15 protein-coding genes are annotated in these 17,265 nt (G+C 52.7%); 9 read left to right on the top strand and 6 right to left on the bottom strand.

Annotation, left to right across the window (positions count from 1 at the left end; translation table 11 throughout):
- Positions 1-48: 48 nt before the first annotated feature.
- The gene (gene fabV / locus MHH28_RS04180; RefSeq protein ID WP_405112199.1) at positions 49-1,239 is read right to left on the bottom strand and encodes an enoyl-ACP reductase FabV; all 1,191 of its coding nucleotides are present in this window, start codon (positions 1,237-1,239) and stop codon (positions 49-51) included.
- Between the two features lie 315 nt (positions 1,240-1,554).
- Between fabV and MHH28_RS04185 the strand changes: the two genes are divergently transcribed.
- Both MHH28_RS04185 and MHH28_RS04190 read left to right on the top strand, forming a co-directional pair.
- Complete coding sequence (locus MHH28_RS04185; RefSeq protein ID WP_405112202.1) at positions 1,555-2,625, top strand: ABC transporter ATP-binding protein; 1,071 nt, start codon at positions 1,555-1,557, stop codon at positions 2,623-2,625.
- A gap of 431 nt (positions 2,626-3,056) precedes the next feature.
- A complete protein-coding gene (locus tag MHH28_RS04190; RefSeq protein WP_405112205.1) occupies positions 3,057-4,490 on the top strand; it encodes a glycoside hydrolase family 43 protein in 1,434 nt (477 codons plus the stop codon).
- Positions 4,491-4,625: 135 nt separating this feature from the next.
- Here MHH28_RS04190 and fabF read toward each other — a convergent pair whose 3' ends face one another.
- Positions 4,626-5,864 carry a beta-ketoacyl-ACP synthase II gene (gene fabF, locus MHH28_RS04195; protein WP_405112207.1) on the bottom strand — a complete coding sequence of 413 codons (1,239 nt, stop codon included), beginning with the start codon at positions 5,862-5,864 and terminating at the stop codon, positions 4,626-4,628.
- 132 nt (positions 5,865-5,996) lie between these two features.
- Here fabF and MHH28_RS04200 point away from each other — a divergent pair, with 132 nt between their 5' ends.
- Complete coding sequence (locus MHH28_RS04200; RefSeq protein WP_405112209.1) at positions 5,997-6,848, top strand: helix-turn-helix transcriptional regulator; 852 nt, start codon at positions 5,997-5,999, stop codon at positions 6,846-6,848.
- 115 nt (positions 6,849-6,963) lie between these two features.
- Entirely contained in the window at positions 6,964-8,073 is a 1,110-nt protein-coding gene (locus MHH28_RS04205) for a citrate/2-methylcitrate synthase (protein WP_405112211.1), read from the top strand.
- Between the two features lie 183 nt (positions 8,074-8,256).
- Here MHH28_RS04205 and MHH28_RS04210 read toward each other — a convergent pair whose 3' ends face one another.
- Together MHH28_RS04210 and MHH28_RS04215 are read right to left on the bottom strand one after the other, a co-directional pair.
- Positions 8,257-8,739 (bottom strand): hypothetical protein, encoded by a 483-nt coding sequence (locus MHH28_RS04210; protein ID WP_405112214.1) that lies wholly within the window; start codon positions 8,737-8,739, stop codon positions 8,257-8,259.
- A 232-nt stretch (positions 8,740-8,971) separates the two neighbouring features.
- On the bottom strand, positions 8,972-9,259 hold the full coding sequence (locus MHH28_RS04215) for a hypothetical protein (protein WP_340023200.1): 288 nt from the start codon (positions 9,257-9,259) through the stop codon (positions 8,972-8,974).
- Between the two features lie 175 nt (positions 9,260-9,434).
- Between MHH28_RS04215 and MHH28_RS04220 the strand changes: the two genes are divergently transcribed.
- Complete coding sequence (locus MHH28_RS04220) at positions 9,435-10,202, top strand: exodeoxyribonuclease III (RefSeq protein WP_405116836.1); 768 nt, start codon at positions 9,435-9,437, stop codon at positions 10,200-10,202.
- 178 nt (positions 10,203-10,380) lie between these two features.
- On the opposite strand, the gene MHH28_RS04225 is transcribed toward MHH28_RS04220, so the two are convergent.
- Positions 10,381-11,949 (bottom strand): amidase family protein, encoded by a 1,569-nt coding sequence (locus tag MHH28_RS04225; RefSeq protein WP_405112217.1) that lies wholly within the window; start codon positions 11,947-11,949, stop codon positions 10,381-10,383.
- Positions 11,950-11,964: 15 nt separating this feature from the next.
- Positions 11,965-13,110: a VanZ family protein gene (locus MHH28_RS04230; protein WP_405112220.1), complete on the bottom strand. Its 1,146-nt coding sequence runs from the start codon at positions 13,108-13,110 to the stop codon at positions 11,965-11,967.
- A 132-nt stretch (positions 13,111-13,242) separates the two neighbouring features.
- Between MHH28_RS04230 and MHH28_RS04235 the strand changes: the two genes are divergently transcribed.
- From MHH28_RS04235 to MHH28_RS04250, 4 genes are all read left to right on the top strand, one after another.
- Complete coding sequence (locus MHH28_RS04235) at positions 13,243-13,590, top strand: hypothetical protein (RefSeq protein ID WP_405112223.1); 348 nt, start codon at positions 13,243-13,245, stop codon at positions 13,588-13,590.
- Between the two features lie 137 nt (positions 13,591-13,727).
- Positions 13,728-14,960, top strand: coding sequence for an aminopeptidase (locus tag MHH28_RS04240; RefSeq protein WP_405112226.1), 1,233 nt, complete (start codon positions 13,728-13,730; stop codon positions 14,958-14,960).
- 576 nt (positions 14,961-15,536) lie between these two features.
- Positions 15,537-16,073, top strand: a complete 537-nt coding sequence (locus MHH28_RS04245; protein WP_405112228.1) for a sigma-70 family RNA polymerase sigma factor — start codon at positions 15,537-15,539, stop codon at positions 16,071-16,073.
- The gene (locus MHH28_RS04250; protein ID WP_405112231.1) at positions 16,063-17,196 is read left to right on the top strand and encodes a DUF4179 domain-containing protein; all 1,134 of its coding nucleotides are present in this window, start codon (positions 16,063-16,065) and stop codon (positions 17,194-17,196) included. The genes MHH28_RS04245 and MHH28_RS04250 overlap by 11 nt, the downstream gene beginning before the upstream one ends.
- Positions 17,197-17,265 lie beyond the last annotated feature (69 nt).

Consider the following 17,265-nt stretch of genomic DNA (forward strand, 5'->3'; position numbering starts at 1 on the left):
ATGAGGCCGGGTCTCTTTATGAGATCCGGCCTCATAACCTGTTGCTCCTCAGTAACTGTTGCGGATGGTTACAACCGGATGAATATCAGCTTCATAGTCAACGCCGCCGGTCTCGAAGCCGAACAGCTGGAAGAACTCGCGTCTGTAGCCGGCCAGATCGGAATATTCGTAGACATTCTCCGTGCTTAACATAGGCCAGATCCGGTCCACTTCCGTCTGCACAGCGGGGCTCATCTCATGGTCATCAATCCGTATCCGTCCTTGTGCGTCAACCGGAGTTCCTTCCGGGTTGTACACGAAACCGGTATACAGCCGGTAGGCTTGTTCAATGCAGCCTTCGTGCACTCCCTGCTCTTTCATGACCTTGTAGAGGACTGCCATGTATAGCGGAACTACAGGAATCGCCGAGCTGGACTGGGTCACCAGACCCTTGCTTACTACTACATAGGCGCGGCCGCCCGTTCGTGATAATTGTGCATTCAGCTGAAGGGCTGTGGCTTCCAGATGGTCTTTGGCCCGGCCGATGGTGCCGTTGCGGTAGACGGCCTGTGTTAGCTCTGGACCCATGTAGGAGAAGGCCAGAGTGACCGCATCTGCTGCCAGAACACCGGAATCCTGGAGCGCTTCAATCCATAGCTGCCAGTCCTCGCCGCCCATCACATGAACGGTATCATCGATCTCAGCTTCGGTGGCTGGTTCAATCTGTACAGTGCTGAGTTCTCCGGTATGGAAATTAACCGTTGTATTGGTATAGGTGCTGCCGATCGGCTTCAACACAGAGTGATGCACTGCTCCGGTCTGCGGGTCTGTTCTGCGTGCCGAAGCTACGCTGTAGATGACAAGATCAACCTGGCCCAGCTCGCTGCGGATCAACTGGATGGTTCGTTCTTTCGTCTCAGCGGCAAAAGCGTCCCCACATACGCTGTAGGAGCGCAAGCCGGCCGTATGCGCCAGCTCCTCAAACGCTGCGGAATGATACCAGCCTGCGGAGGCGGTACGGGTCTCGCTGGCTGCACTCGGTCTATAGACACCTATCGTGGCTGCGCCTGCACCGAAGGCTGCTGCAATTCTTGATGCAAGCCCATACCCGGTTGAAGCTCCGATAACGAGCACATTGCGGGGACCGGTGAATTTTTCTTGGCGCTTTACATAGTTCACTTGCTCTTGTACCTGTTGTGCACAGCCTGCCGGGTGGGCAGTCGTGCAGATGAACCCGCGTGTTCTCGGTTTTATGATCATATGATTAATAACCTCGCTTTCATCGGTGGTTGCAGGGATTGCTGCAATAACCATACCAGATGATAACTTTCTTTGGCAAAGGGACGGATGTTTGGCATTGGGCATAACCGCCGGGAATTTTGCTATGGATGTGCTCTTCGTGTATATTCTCATAGTAGGGGAAACGCCCTAGTCCCGGATGATGATTGTTGACGGTGACGTTTTCAGAAAAATCTTGACGTAAGCCCCTAAAGATAGATAAAATAATAGTATTGCGTGTTTTTTGGAGATTAAGAATAAAGATCATACTTGAAAAGAAACAGAGAGGGTGACAGGATGGAGCGCCTTTTAGAGGTAAAAGACCTGGCTATATCATTCAGAACACGCGGAGGAGAAGTTCAAGCAATCCGTGGTGTCAGCTTTCATGTAAATAAAGGGGAGACACTGGCGATTGTTGGCGAATCCGGTTCCGGTAAGAGCGTAACCTCGCAAGCCGTCATGAAGCTGGTTCCTCAGCCTGCGGGCGAATATAAGCGTGGACAGATTCTGTTCGATGGACAAGATCTGATCGGCAAGAGTGAGAAGCAGATGCAAAAAATCCGCGGCAAAGAAATCGGAATGATCTTCCAAGATCCGATGACTTCACTCAACCCGATGATGAAGGTAGGCCGGCAGATTACGGAAGTGCTGTTCAAGCACGAGAATATCACGAAGGAAGCCGCCTACAAACGCGGTGTGGAATTGCTCAATCTGGTCGGGATTCCGTCACCGGAACGCCGTTTCCAGCAGTATCCGCATGAATTCAGCGGCGGGATGCGCCAACGTGTCGTTATCGCTATGGCATTGGCCGCTAACCCTAAGCTCCTGATTGCCGATGAGCCGACCACCGCGCTTGACGTAACCATTCAGGCACAGATTCTTGATCTGATGAAGGACCTGCAGAAGAAGATTGATACGGCAATTATTTTCATCACCCATGACCTTGGGGTTGTGGCAAGAATGGCTGACCGCGTAGCTGTTATGTACGCCGGACAGATCGTCGAGATGGGTACTGCAGAAGAGATCTTCTACGATCCAAGACATCCGTACACGTGGGGCCTGCTGGCTTCCATGCCGAGTCTGGAGAGCAAGGGCTCGATGCTTACCGCTATCCCGGGCACACCTCCCGATCTGATCAAGCCGCCTAAGGGGGATGCCTTCGCCCTGCGCAGCACCTATGCCATGGCGATCGACATGGAGAAGGAGCCGCCAATGTACAAGGTATCGGACTCCCATCTGGTGAAGTCCTGGCTGATGCATCCGATGGCACCAGCGGTGGAGCCGCCGGATGTCGTGAAGAAGCAGCGCCGCGTCTTGAGCAACGCCTACCCGGAGCCGGTTCTACTCGCCAACAGCAGCGAATACTAAGTTTAATGAATTAGATCAGCGTCAGGCCTTCATGGGCCTGGCGTTTTTTTGTATGGTGATGGGCTTAGGTAACTATTATATGCATTCGATTTGTGATGAAGAGTAACAGTTGAAGGCTGAGGGCAGTCATCTACAACAACCGGGTTGGCGCTATAGCAAACGGGCCGAATGTATTCGGAAAACCGAACACATTTACTGGTAAGAAGGTGTATGGGCGGAATGTAGTCTAATGGGAGTAAATGAGGAGCACTAGTGCACCTGAATCCGCAGGAACCCCCAGGTGTAGGTCTAGGGTAAGCTTCAGCCCGATCTTCCTCCCACTTATATTTCATATAAACATAAAACTAAACTAACTAATATAAATAAAATTATTGACTAAATCTCATTTGCCCAGCAAAATGTAAGGGTATACATAGGGAGGTTATGATGAGATGAGAAAAAGATCATTAACGGCGTTGATATCCTTATCCCTGCTGTCGGCTTGCAGTGGCCGGAATCCGGAAGGACCGCCGGAGTTCGGGAATGTATCGGTACATGATCCCTCTGTAATCAGGGTAGAGGATACGTATTACGTATTCGGTTCGCATCTGGCCTCGGCCAAATCCAAAGATCTGATGTCGTGGACACAGATCTCCTCCGGCGTGACGGATGATAACGTGCTCATACCGGGTGTAACCCAGGAGCTCAGTGAGACGCTTAGCTGGGCCCAGTCGGATACGCTGTGGGCGCCGGATGTCATTCAACTGGCGGACGGGAAGTTCTACATGTATTACGATGCCTGTAAGGGAGATTCACCGCTGTCGGCGCTTGGCATTGCTGTGGCCGATGAGATTGAAGGCCCTTACAAGAATAAAGGCATCATTCTGAAATCGGGAATGTCCGGCATAGGCGATGACGGAGAGGTCTATGATGCTACGGAGAAGCCGAATGTGGTGGACCCGGATGTGTTTTTTGATAAAGACGGCAAACTGTGGATGGTCTACGGCTCCTACTCCGGCGGGATCTTCATCCTGGAGCTGGACCCGGCTACGGGCTTCCCGCTGGAGGGCCAGGGCTATGGCAAGAAGCTGCTCGGGGGGAATCATGCCCGGATTGAAGGGCCGTATATGCTGTATAGCCCGGAGACTGATTATTACTACCTGTTCCTGTCCTACGGAGGGCTTGATGCGAATGGCGGCTACAATATCCGGGTCGCCCGTTCCAAGCATCCGGCTGGCCCGTTCGAGGACTCGGAAGGCAAGGCTATGCTGGACGCGCAGGGTACGCCTGGAGTGCTGTTCGATGATCCGGCCTACGCGCCTTACGGGGTTAAGCTGATGGGAAATCATGAATTTGTGAACACGGATGAAGAAGCCGCAGAAGCGGGCACAGGGTATGTCTCCCCGGGACATAATTCGGCGTACTATGATGAGAAGAGCGGGCAGTATTATCTGATCTTCCACACCCGGTTCCCGGGTCTTGGTGAACAGCATGAGGTCCGGGTGCATCAGATGTTCATGAATGAAGCGGGCTGGCCTGTTGTCGCGCCTCACCGCTACGGGGGCGAGAAGATAGGCAAGTACACCGCCAAGGAGGTGACGGGTGCATACAAGCTTGTGAATCACGGCAAGGAGATTTCGGCTGAGCTGGCGGAGTCGCAGATTATGGAGCTGAATGCAGACGGGACGATAAGCGGGGCAGTAACAGGCACATGGACCTTGAGCAATGATCATATGGCGAAGCTGACGATGGAGGGTGCGGAGTACAGCGGGGTGTTCCTGCGCGAATGGAATGAAGCTACCTCAAGCCAGGTGATGACCTTCACAGCGCTTTCAGCGGAAGGTGTTGCGGTCTGGGGAAGCCATGTATCTCCGGCGAAAAAGTAAGCTGATCCCGTGAAACTCTAGTCGCGGTATATCCATAACAATAACAAATAGCGGATCTCCGTATACCGGGGATTCGCTATTTGATATACGCGGGCTTTTTGCGGAAAAGCAGGCTGCTGCGGGAATGAGCCCGGTTTAAGCTTCATATTTACGCAGTACAATGACCGCGTTGTGGCCGCCGAAGCCAAAAGAATTAGAGATTCCAATCTTCAGCTCCGCCCGGCGGGCTACGTTAGGGACATAGTCCAGGTCGCAGGATTCGTCCGGCTGCTCCAGATTAATCGTCGGCGGGATCAGCCCTTCCTGCAGGCTTAGGAGCAAGGCAATGGCTTCCAGACCACCGGCTGCGCCAAGTGCATGTCCGGTCATCGATTTGTTCGCAGTGACCGGAATCCGGTAAGCCTGCTCTCCGAACAGCTTCTTGATTGCCAGAGTCTCCGAACGGTCCCCGACAATCGTGCTGGTCGCGTGCGCGCTGATGACATCCACCTCTCCGGGAGCGATTCCAGCCTCGCTCAGCGCCAGCTTCATCGCCTGGTAGGCGCCTATGCCCTCGGGATGGGTTGCCACCATATGATAAGCGTCCGAACTGGCGCCATAGCCGGTAACCTCGCCATAGATGACGGCGTCTCTGCGCAGGGCATGGGAGAGGGACTCCAGGATCACAATCGCTCCGCCCTCCGCCATCACAAATCCGTCTCTATTCCGGTCAAAAGGACGGCTGGCCCTCTGCGGCTCATCGCTGCGGGCAGATAAGGCTGTCGCATTGCCGAAGCTGGCCAGGGCAATCTCGGTCACAGCCGCTTCAGCACCTCCGGCGACGATCACATCGGCACCGCCGTAGCGGATCAGGCGGAAGGCTTCGCCGATGGCCGTGTTCCCGATGGAACAGGCGGTCACCGGCGAGAGTGTCGGCCCCTGTGCACCCAGCCTGATGCTGATCATCGCTGCCGCCATATTGGAGATCAGCATCGGGATCAGGGTAGGGCTTACCCGCTCTGGTCCCCGGGAACGCAGCAGTTCTCCCTGCTCCATCAGTGTCTGGATACCGCCTACGCCGGAGCCGACATAGACACCCAGCCGTTCCCGGTCCAGCTCCTCCAGCCGCAGGCCGGATTGTGTCCAGGCCTCCTCTGCGGCGGCAAGCGCGAACTGGCTGAACCGGTCCATCCTCCGGGCTTCCTTGCGCCCGAATCTTGCATCCGGGTCGAAGCCCTGTACCGAGCCGGCAATCTTGGTTTTGAACCGGGTGGTATCAAAAGAATCAATCGGCGTAATCCCCGATTCTCCTGCCGTAAGGCGGCTCCAGAACTGGTCTATGGTATTGCCAAGCGGAGAGATGACGCCCATTCCTGTGATCACGACACGTTCCATTTTGTACTCCTCCTGTTATTCTGAATAAGCTCATTTTTTCATTTTCTTTATCCTATTACAAGTTGTAGTTTATACTAGTATAATTACTACCACACTAACAGGCAGACGAACCGGAAGGCAGGTTGAAGCACAATGTCCAATCAGAACAGGCTTCAGGCATTATCGGAGTTCCTGAAAGCAAGACGCGCGGCTATCACCCCGGCAGCGGCGGGACTCCCGGAGGGCACCCGCAGGCGGACGCCGGGGCTCCGGCGCGAGGAAGTGGCGCAGCTCGCCGGAGTGAGCAATACCTGGTATACCTGGCTGGAGCAGGGGAGGGACATTAAAGTGTCCCCATCCGTTCTGGATTGTATTGCCGCAGCATTGCGGCTGACGAAGGATGAGCGGAGCTACTTGTTTGCCCTGGCGCTGGAGAACGGACCGGGAGTAGCAGCCTATCCCCAAGAGGAGAATTCGGTGATTCATCCGTCCCTGCAGAAGATATTGCAGGAGCTGAAGACTTGCCCGACCCTCATCTCGGACCGGCACTGCGGCATTGTCGGCTGGAATGAGGCAGCGGCGCATGTGTTTCTTGATTTCGCCAAGCTTGCTCCGCAGCAGCGCAATATGATCTCGCTTTTGTTCGAGCGCAAGGAGTTCAGGCGGCTTGCTGTGAATTGGGAGCAGTTCGTCCGGGGGTATCTATCGATCTTCCGCGCTTATTACGGGCAATACCTGGAGGACCGCTGGTATGATGATTTCATTGCGGAGATGAAGGGGCGGCATCCTGAATTCAACCTGCTATGGGAGGAGAGCCGGGTTAGCTCCGCGCCGGATGTAGTTCTGGAATTCCGTCATGCCAAGGCCGGCAAAATGCTGTTCCATCTCACCTCGCTACAGGTGCAGGGCGCAGCGGATCTGCGTTGCAGCATCTACACACCTGCGGGCGAGTCCAATACAGAAGCCAAGCTGAAACAGCTCATGGAACCTAAGGAATATAGGTGATAGATTTTTATTATGGATTCATAAAAAACTATAAATATGCAATATAGACTTTGCAGTTTATACTCCTAATATGATGAATTTCTTCCTGCGGGACCGGAAAAGGGGTAAGGGTATAATGGCTAAAGTTACGGGATTAGAAGGCGTAGTTGCCGGAGAGACAGCAATTGGACTGGTAGATGGGGAGAAAGGGTATCTGGTGTACCGCGGCTATTGGGCCAAGGAGCTTGCGGTGAGCAGAAGCTATGAGGAAGCCGCTTATCTGCTCTGGAACGGACACCTGCCTGACGCAGAAGAGCTGGAACAGCTCAAGACGCAAATGGCAGCGGAGAGAGTGATTCCTGAATATCTCTGCAAGATGCTTGATCTGTATCCGGCTTCTGTACCGCTAATGCTGGTGTTACAAAGTGCAGTGGCTGCACTGGGGGATGAGGAGAACGCTACCTGGCCGCCCACGTTGAAGCAGGCAGTGCGGCTGACGGCCATGCTTCCGGCAATCATAGCTTACAGGTACCGCAGACTTCAAGGATTGGAGCCGCTGAAATCGCTTCCTGAGCTTGACCATGCCGCGAATTATCTGTATCTGCTCACAGGCAAGCTGCCTGAGGAGGCTCATGTGAAGGCGATTAGCGCCTATATGATCCTTTGCATGGAGCATGGCATGAATGCCTCGACCTTCGCCGGGCGGGTGGTGCTGTCCACGGAATCGGATCTGTGCGCGGCTGTAGCCGGGTCCATCGGGGCTATGAAGGGTCCGCTGCATGGCGGCGCGCCTTATGAGGTGATATCCATGCTGGAGGAGATCGGGACGAAGGAACGCGCGGAGCCTTGGCTGAGAGGGAAGCTTGAGGCCGGGGAGAAGCTGATGGGCTTCGGCCACCGGATCTACAAGACCAAGGACCCCCGGGCGGAAGCTCTGCAACTTGCGACACTTACGATGATCGGCAAGGACACTTTCTTTGATCTTGCGCTTCATGTGGAGGCTACAGCGGTTGCGCTGCTGGAGGAATACAAGCCGGGCCGCCGCCTGTTCACCAATGTCGAATTCTATGCTGCGGCTATTCTGAAGGCGCTGCAGCTGGTGCCGGAGATCTTCACGCCTACCTTCACAGCGGGAAGAATTGTCGGCTGGACGGCCCATCTTTTGGAGCAATCGGAGAATAACCGGATTTTCCGTCCGCAATCTGCTTATATCGGACCTATGCCTGAATCAGAGACTGCCTTGTAAAAGCACATACCATCCGCCCAAACGGTGTACAAAAACATCTCCAGCCGCCTAACAGCCGGGGCAACCCGCAGCGAGGCGCATGGGAAACGTCCCGGAACGTAAATAATGCCCTTTTCACTTCCTGCTGGGAAGGGAAAGGGCTGAAAAGTTTGCGTTCATGGTACTGGGAGGACTCGATGATACTTATTGACCGGCTGTATTTGAAGCCCAGACAGGATACCAGCCTAAAGCCACGTTCTTAGTGTTGTACAGAACTAAATTTCCGTCATCTTGAACGATTAGCAGGTCACCTACGAGGTTGACTGGTACATTAGCTTGTCCGTACCACGCAGTAGCCCAGGCATTATTGTCAGATGTCCAGAATGGAGTGTTATTCCAATCCATTAACTTAAGTCTGCCATTATATTGATCAATGACGAGCTGGGATATTCTAAAGTCGCTGGTATTGGTGTGCCATATCATGGTGCGTTTGTTATTATTCCATAACTGTATATCTCCGGAAGGCATTAAATTCAGTATATATTTCATGTTGTTTGATACTAACGGGCTCGCATTCCCAATAAATCTTTCGCGAACCGTGAGACGTTCTCCAGCTGCAAATGTTGCAGGAGCAATAGGGAGCTGGATCAGGAACACGGCCAATAAAAGCAGAATAATCTTTTTCATAATAGCCTCTTTTCTGGTATATTTTATCATTTTCTAACCAACTATATCATAAATTTTATATAAAAGAGAGATTAACCTAAAGATTGCAAAATATATTTCTGAATTGGGAGATTAAATCCAATAAGCGGAATGGATCGTGTGTCCTGAAACGACAAAAAGATGGACTCCCCGGGATAGCGGGAAGTCCAAAAATAGTCAACAGAGCATGAGGGAGGTACTCTTACATTAGATTTTAGAAATCAGAGGTTGCCACTTCGATAGTGCCAAATACGGCACCGGCCGCCGTGCTCAGAAGTCCGGCCACAAGCAGTGCATGAACGGACAGGGTAAGACTATTAAATGCAGGGATAATATAAGTGACCACTGGTGCATTGACCCGGTAAATAACAAGATCCACGGGGAACCCGGAATTGTTGTTTACAGTCACTGCCGCGTTGATGCCACCTGCCAGATTTTCATAGAAAGATTTTCCTACAGAAGCCGGCAGGTTGAAGAATTGTTGCGGTAATAAGATAGCCATTGTAATGTCCTCCTTTTCCTTGTGATAGGATAGTATATTCGGCGAAACTATGATTGCTGTAACGATTGTCATGGGAGATTCACACATTTCACTAGAATACCCGTAGCTTCATTGCCGAGCCGGATCTATGGTACACTGGATCTAATCTATTGACAGGTAAGGGGAAATGACAACGATGAAGCTGGTGTCCTGGAATGTTAACGGTCTGAGGGCTTGCGTGAATAAAGGGTTTAATGAGTATTTCCGGGAGGTTGACGCAGATATCTTCTGTGTACAGGAGACGAAGCTCCAGGAGGGGCAGATTGTTCTTGACCACGGAGAGGAATATGCTCAGTACTGGAACTATGCACTCAAAAAAGGATATTCGGGTACGGCGGTATTTACTAGAATCAAGCCGCTGTCCGTGCGATATGGACTGGAGCAGGATACGGAGGATGAGGGGAGAATTATCACCTTGGAATTCCCGGATTTCTATCTGGTGAATGTATATACGCCGAATGCCAAACGCGATCTGTCGAGACTCGACTACCGGATGGAGTGGGAGGACAGGTTCCGCACCTATCTGCTGAAGCTGGATGCGCACAAGCCGGTTCTCGTCTGCGGGGATCTGAATGTGGCGCATCAGGAGATTGATCTGAAGAATGCGAGATCGAACCGGGGGAATTCAGGCTTCACCGACGAAGAACGCGGCAAAATGACCACGCTGCTCACAGCCGGATTCGTGGATACCTTCAGATTCTTCTACCCCGAGCTTGAAGGTGCCTATAGCTGGTGGTCCTATATGCCCAAGGTCAGAGAGAAGAACGTAGGCTGGCGGATCGACTATTTCCTGGCATCGGAGCGCTTAGCCCCGCGTCTGCTGGACGCCGGGATTGAGTGTAATGTACTTGGCAGTGATCATTGTCCGGTGGTCCTATATCTGGCGGATGCGGCGGAAGTATAAATAGAATAGATTCCCTCTTCTTCACAAAAATAGAGGCTGTATCCCGATGTATGGGAACAGCCTCTATTTTGTTCATGTGTTTCATATATCGTAGGCAGGCCAAGTGTAAGCGAAAAACCGAATACATTGTGCCGCTGGGGAGCAGAACGTTTTTTACCCGCTCTATAAATTGTTACTTCTAAGTTTGCGCTTCTGGAATGGCCGTGTCACCAATGCGTATTTGCCGCCCAGCGCTGCCTGGCTCAAGCACCGGCGGACGCCGGTGCTTCGTGGCCTGTTCGTAACTATATGCAATCCCTAGCAGCATAGCTTCACTATGGGCGGAGGCGCAGAAGGTGACGCCCTGCGGTCCCTTAGTGAGATAGCCGCCCGGCGCAACGATACCGTCAAGGGTATAGCCCGCAGGAACTGTAATCAGCGGGTAACCGGCCCTTGCCGCCACTTCACATCCATGGTCTCCGGGGAAGAGGATGGCATCCAGACCGTAATACTTAAGGGCATAATCGATTCCCTGCTTACCGGCCAATGAACGGGAAGTTTGTAGCTGCTCTAGATATTGCTGCTCAGTAATGTCATCCCCGGAGGTATTCAGCCATTCCAGTGTTCCCTGGCCGTATTTCAGCGTCTGCTCGCTATGCTGCTGATTGAAATCGATCAGCTCTTGCAGAGAATGCACAGGAGCGGCTTCAGGCAGGCTGCCCAGATAGCGGTTCAATCCTGATTTGAACTCATATTGCAGAATCGCAGGCTTCCATTCAGCGTTCTGGCAGGGCAGCTCTACAGGGTCGATAATCTCTGCGCCCAGCTCTCGCAGGTCTGCTATAGCAGATTCCATCATGCGCAGTGCCTCAGCATCTAAAGCCTGATAATAGAAGCGCGGAATTCCGATCCGCTTGGATTTCACATAACCAACCTTCAGACAGGCCGTATAATCATCTCTGCCTGCTGTTCCATCGGGTGCAGCCTTAAGAGGATGTTCTCCGGTACCGGCCATCACATTAAGCAGAAGTGCAGCATCCTTGACGGTTCTGGCCATCGGCCCTGCGCTATCCTGGCTGCCGATTCCTGGTATAATCCCCTTGTTGCTGACCAGTCCCCAAGTAGGCTTCAGGCCGACGAGGGAATTATGGGCCGCCGGGCTGATGATGGAGCCGGAGGTTTCGGTACCGACAGCGACAGTGACAAGGTTAGCAGCGACAGCAGCCGCACTTCCTGAGCTGGAGCCGCCAATGAACAGCTCCCCGGGGCCGTAGGGGTTCAGTACAAGCCCGCCGCGTGAGCTGTATCCGGCCCACATCGAGGGCGACATGAAGTTGGCCCACTCGGTCATATTGGCTTTGCCCAGAATCACGGCTCCGGCTGCTCTTAACCGCGTGATGAGCTCAGCGTCTTCAGCTGCTATGCAATCTGCAAGCGCCAAGGCTCCTGCACTGGTGTGCAGCTTGTCTGCTGTACCAATATTATCTTTGACCAGTACAGGAATTCCGTGCAGAGGTCCGCGGCTGCCCGTATCCCTCCGTTCCTTATCGAGCCTTGTAGCTATCTCAAGGGCATCCGGGTTCACCTCCAGCACGGAGCGGAGCAGACCGTCCAACCGGTTAATCCGTTCCAAATACCAGTGTACCAGCAGCATGGAGGTTAAGCTCCCTTGTGCCATTTGCTGCTGAATGCTGGTGATGTCTGCTTCTATCAACCACTCTTGTCCATCTTGCACAAGGGATTCTATGTCTAAGCCGTTATTTTTCACAATGAGTGTATACCTCTATTCCTTGTCATTTACAGGCTCAGGGGCCTCGCTTGCCGCTGCCTCATGCCGCTTTGGCCAGGTAATTACATTGCGGGTTCTGCTAAGCTCCTCGTAGATAAGTGGACGGTCACGCTTGATCAACCGCAGCACCAGATGAATGAAGAAGGCTACATCTACCGCCAGGATGACCAATTTCACCACGGCCGTCAATACTGTGCCGATGCTCAGGAAGATCGCGGAGTCTGGCGGCAGGGCATTCATCCCCCCGAGGACGCCATAGAGTAATCCATACCGTACCCACACCTTCCAGGGTCTGAGCGGACCGTCGTCCTCGCTCCTAAGCCGGATGCGCACAACCCATTTGCCGAAGGTCCGTCCGCCGGTAAGCAGGGGAATGCTCAGGAAATACACCAGGCTTACTGCCCACATCGAGATGCTTAGTGAGAGCAGATTGAGGATTAGTGTCACCGCGAACAACAGGATTGAATCCAGCAGGAATGCAAGGGCGCGGCGGGTGTAGGTCACTTTTTTGGCGGAAAGGTCCACTTGGCTGTCAAGCTTCTCAATCCGCGGCAGCAGGCCGGAGATCCATAGGGAGAGCTTGAATCCTACAAGGCCGCCCAGCGTATTCGTGATCATGTCATCGACATCGAAGATCCGGTAGGGATGGTCGAAGAACCCGTAAATGCCGGTAATCTGCGTAATCTCGAATAACAGCGATAGCGCAAAGGACAGGATAATGCAGACTACCCAGCGCGTGCGGAAGTAGTAGCCCAGGAACATACCGAAGGGCACCGTTAGCACCACATTGAAAGCAGCCAGCAGAAAATCCGGTCCGGTCAGCACATTAAGGTAGCTGGAAGGGTCACTGCGCGTAATTTGCGTATTATGCAGAATATCCTGGATGAACTGCAGTGGCACAAGCTGGATCATGCTCCCGGACGGGGCTGCATTATGCCTGGAATCGGGGAAGGGCAGAAGGACCAGGAAGAACGCGTTAAGCAGGTACAACAGCAGCAGATACAGCACCAGGGCCCGGATTTTATTGATATAGCCGTGCCGGCGGTATTGCACGATTAGAAACGGCAGGGTAAAGAACAGTGCCGCAACCGGAAAAGCCATGAATGCATAGGAAATCGGAAATAGATAAGTCTGAAACATGGGTTCACCTGCTGTCTGATTTTTGTCACAACGACTTCATTATAGAATTAAACATAAACGGTCTCAACAGAATTAATCATTCTAACCGTTCTTTCCTGCATAGACATGTTAGGAGAGGAGCGTGAGGACTGTATGGAAAAGAAGGTTCAGCAGTATTATAAGCTCAAGGCGAAGCAGAAGGAGCTGGAAAAGGAGCTGGCCGGACTCCGGCAGGAGATCCTTGCCCATATCCATGAAGCGGGGCAGACCGAAGCGGTGTTCGGCAGCTATAAGGTGAAGCTGGTCACTCAGAACCGCAAGGAATATGATGACGACAAGCTCTATCAGACCTTGTCCGATCCTGAGCTGTGGAGGCTGCTCTCCCGGGCAGACCCGGCCAAGGTGGCCAGTCTGACGAAGCTGAAAGTGATTGCGGAAGACAAAATCGCCCATACGTACGATGTGAAGACCATTCAGCTACTGCAGGTGGATAAGCAGTAAAAGCAGTGCTGCCGGAAGCGGAATAGTGACATCCGGCTCTGCTTCCGGTTCTACATAGACGATAGATTACGTGCCTTCTTCCCGGTCTTCCGCTATAATTATACAGAGAATGTAGAAGATATGGAGGAAGAGAAGCGATGAAGGATTTTGGGCAAATGCTGGAGAAATACGCAGAGCTGGTAGTGAAGGTCGGTGTGAATGTGCAGCCGGGACAAGTGCTGATGGTTCACGCCCCGCTGGAGACAGCGGAGCTTACCCGGCTGATTGTAGGCAAAGCCTATGACGCAGGAGCGAAATACGTGCTTGTGGACTGGGACGATGAAGCGGTCACACGCATCCGTTACGAGAAGGCTCCTGAGGAATCGTTCGGGTATTATCCGCAGTGGCATGCCGATATGCTGGAGGGATTCGCTGAAGAAGGCGGAGCTATATTACATATAAAAGTACCGGACCCGGAATTATTCCGCGGGATCGATTCGGCTAAGGTGTCCACTGCCGTTAAGGCAGCGGCGGTTGCGCGCAAGAAATACCAGGCCTACACCCGTAACAGCAGAATCAGCTGGTCGCTGATCAAGGCGCCGACACGTGCCTGGGCGGACAAGGTGTTCGCAGATCTGCCGGAGGAAGAGCGGATCGATGCGATGTGGGAAGCGGTGTTCCAGATGAACCGTGTGAACAGCGAAGACCCGGTGGCTGCCTGGCGCAGTCATATCGGCGAGCTGAAGCAGAGTCAGGACCGTATGAACGAGAAGCGCTACAAAAGCCTTCACTACCGTGCTCCGGGCACGGATCTGCGTGTCGAGCTGCCGGAAGGCCATCTGTGGCGCGGCGGCGGCGGGGAGAATGCGCGCGGCGTTTATTTTGTAGCCAATATGCCTACAGAAGAGATCTACACGATGCCCCATCGCACCGGCGTGAATGGCACCGTCAAGAGTACGCTTCCACTGAACCTGAACGGGCGGCTCGTCGACGGAATTACCGTTACCTTCACGGACGGTAAGGTGACAGCATATGACGCTGAATCCGGAAGAGAGCATCTGACCTCCCTGCTGAATACGGATGAAGGCGCCTCCTATCTCGGAGAAGTGGCGCTGGTACCGCATGATTCGCCGATCTCCCGGCTGAACAGAGTGTTCTACAACACCGGGATTGACGAGAATGCTTCCTGCCATTTCGCGCTGGGCAGCGCCTATCCGGTTAATATTGAAGGAGGCACCTCCATGACAAGCGAAGAGCTACTATCCAGAGGGGCTAATGTCAGCCTTACGCATGTCGACTTCATGGTAGGCTCCGATGCGCTTGATATTGACGGAGAGCTGGCTGACGGCACGATTGAGCCGGTGTTCCGCAAGGGGAATTGGGTACTCTAGGTGCCTCCTATCTAGAAATGAAATAATTTACAGGACAAAATCATCCTAACAGATGAATAAGGTTACCTTTACGCGAACACAACGTATGCTGTTTTTCACATACGTTTGGTCCATGTGCCTGCTTGGGAGCACAACGTATGCTGTTTTTCACATACATTTGGTCCATATGCCTGCTTGTGAGCACAACTTATGCTGTTTTTCACATACATTGAGGTCTTGTGCCTGCTTGCGAGCACAATGTATGCTGTTTTTCACATACATTCAGGCCGAGGCCTGCTTGGGAGCACAATGTATGCTGTTTTTCACATACATTCAGGCCGAGCGCCTGCTTGGGAGCACAACGTATGCTGTTTTTCACATACATTTGGTCCCACACCTTCTCCACAGCAGCAGCAAACTATAGTTTCCTATATAACAAGAAAGGCCGCAATATTCCTGGCAGCGGGGATTGCGGCTTTTTTTAGTATATTTATAGGTTTTATTCATGGAAGTTATAAAATAATTGCCGCAGACTAAAACTGTTTGCATAACCTCTCCGTCTAATTCATGTAAAAGTGATGGAGAGGAGAGGGAGAGATGACGATGTCCGGGGCAGAGATGAAGCGGGTCACTGCCGCTGTGCCGCTTGAGGAGACGGATTTTGTCAAAGCGGTGCTGGAGCACAGCGACCAGCTATACCATATTGCTTACAGTTATCTGGGCAACCGCAATGACGCGCTGGAAGCGCTCCAGGAGACCACCTGCCGGGCCTGGATGAAACGGAGAACCCTGAAGGACCCGAGCGTGTTCAAAACCTGGCTGATCCGAATATTAATCTATGTCTGTATAGATGAGCAGCGGAGAAGAAAGAAGGCAGTCCCTACGGCCGCAGAGAATATGCAGCAGGGGGTCATGCAGAACAGTACGGATGCCATGGAAATGCAGTGGGCGCTCTCGCAGGTGAAGGTGAAATACCGCCATGTGCTGCTGCTCAAATATTATAATGATCTGACCCTGGCCGAGATCGCAGTCCTGCTGGGCAAGCCGGAGGGAACCGTCAAAACCTGGCAGCACAAGGGCCTGAAGCAGCTTAGGGAAATTATGAAGAACCGGGGTGAATGGAATGAACAGTAGCAGAGAAGAACAGGCCATGCTGTCTGATGCGATACGTATCCGTGAGGAGGTACGGGTGGACTGCGGGGGCAATGAGATTAGAGGGGCGGTTCAGGCGGGGTTCGAGCGCGGACGCAGACGAAGCCGGCAGGGCAGACTCGGCAACGGCACCTTGGCCGGTCTGGCCGCTGCCGCGGTGGTTGCTTTTATCCTGTTTTTTATTCCAATGATCCACGATCTTGCACCACAGTCTGCAGCACCTGCTGAAACTGCGGGTTGGGGAGCACTGGAGAACATTTTGCGGCTGTATCCCTTCGACACAGAGGCGCCAGCGCTGGATTCGGCTATCCGGCACGGCTATATTCAACAGGTTAATCAAAGTGCATCCAGCGGAGATTACCGGATTACCTTGGATGCTGTAACGGCGGACGAGAACAAAATCATCTTTTTGTATACAGCCCATACCGCTGCGGGTCAGGAAATATACAGCGTGAACAGTGCCAGAATAAAGAATCTTTCGACTGGCGATAATCTCGATAGTGAAGGACAGATCGGCGGTCACGATGTACGAAAAGGTTCTGAGAAGAATCGTGTGTACTACGGCCGTGGCGTTATCCGTCTGGACCGGAATCAGCCTTTCCCGGAGCAGCTTGAAGCGGATTTCCAGATCGCCTCTGTAGACCCCGGCAAATTGAAAGATCCCAAGACAGGCAAGAATGCAGCGGAAATGAATTATTCTCCAAGACTTAAAGTCAGCTTCAAGCTGGACCCGAAATTCAAAGAGCAGCAGACGGTCACTGTTAAGCCGGAGGCAGACTTTATGCTGGAGGGCATTCAAATGACACTGAAGCAGGTCGAGCTCTCGCCGTTAATGACCCGGGTTGTAATGGGAATTAAGAACGGGTCTGAGAATACCTGGCCGAACAAGCAGAAGATATTCATAGCGATGGGTGGGAATGAGATTCAGTCGGTTACCCGGGCCGGAACGGCCTTTATAAGGAAGTCGTCAGGATCCGTAACTGATGAAGGGTTTGAAGAAGGGTATGGCAGCAATTTACTTGATCATCCTGAGTCCATGAATTTGATTCTGAAGACCGGAGAAGGCACGAATATCAAGGATATCACAGTCCCAATTCTGCCGTGAACCCTTGCATGTGGAAAAGGCTGACTACCGGTATGCCCGGCGGACAGCCTTTTTTTACAATTCGGTTAG

Origin of the sequence: Paenibacillus sp. FSL K6-1217 (assembly GCF_045040735.1) — a bacterium.
Classification (GTDB): domain Bacteria; phylum Bacillota; class Bacilli; order Paenibacillales; family Paenibacillaceae; genus Paenibacillus_AQ.

Coding starts and splice junctions, on each gene's coding strand:
- MHH28_RS04210 (WP_405112214.1), bottom strand. CDS start 8,739: ATGAAAAAGATTATTCTGCTTTTATTGGCCGTGTTCCTGATCCAGCTC.
- MHH28_RS04205 (WP_405112211.1), top strand. CDS start 6,964: ATGGCTAAAGTTACGGGATTAGAAGGCGTAGTTGCCGGAGAGACAGCA.
- MHH28_RS04185 (WP_405112202.1), top strand. CDS start 1,555: ATGGAGCGCCTTTTAGAGGTAAAAGACCTGGCTATATCATTCAGAACA.
- MHH28_RS04200 (WP_405112209.1), top strand. CDS start 5,997: ATGTCCAATCAGAACAGGCTTCAGGCATTATCGGAGTTCCTGAAAGCA.
- MHH28_RS04220 (WP_405116836.1), top strand. CDS start 9,435: ATGAAGCTGGTGTCCTGGAATGTTAACGGTCTGAGGGCTTGCGTGAAT.
- MHH28_RS04250 (WP_405112231.1), top strand. CDS start 16,063: ATGAACAGTAGCAGAGAAGAACAGGCCATGCTGTCTGATGCGATACGT.
- MHH28_RS04235 (WP_405112223.1), top strand. CDS start 13,243: ATGGAAAAGAAGGTTCAGCAGTATTATAAGCTCAAGGCGAAGCAGAAG.
- fabV (WP_405112199.1), bottom strand. CDS start 1,239: ATGATCATAAAACCGAGAACACGCGGGTTCATCTGCACGACTGCCCAC.
- MHH28_RS04190 (WP_405112205.1), top strand. CDS start 3,057: ATGAGAAAAAGATCATTAACGGCGTTGATATCCTTATCCCTGCTGTCG.
- MHH28_RS04215 (WP_340023200.1), bottom strand. CDS start 9,259: ATGGCTATCTTATTACCGCAACAATTCTTCAACCTGCCGGCTTCTGTA.
- MHH28_RS04240 (WP_405112226.1), top strand. CDS start 13,728: ATGAAGGATTTTGGGCAAATGCTGGAGAAATACGCAGAGCTGGTAGTG.
- fabF (WP_405112207.1), bottom strand. CDS start 5,864: ATGGAACGTGTCGTGATCACAGGAATGGGCGTCATCTCTCCGCTTGGC.
- MHH28_RS04245 (WP_405112228.1), top strand. CDS start 15,537: ATGACGATGTCCGGGGCAGAGATGAAGCGGGTCACTGCCGCTGTGCCG.
- MHH28_RS04230 (WP_405112220.1), bottom strand. CDS start 13,110: ATGTTTCAGACTTATCTATTTCCGATTTCCTATGCATTCATGGCTTTT.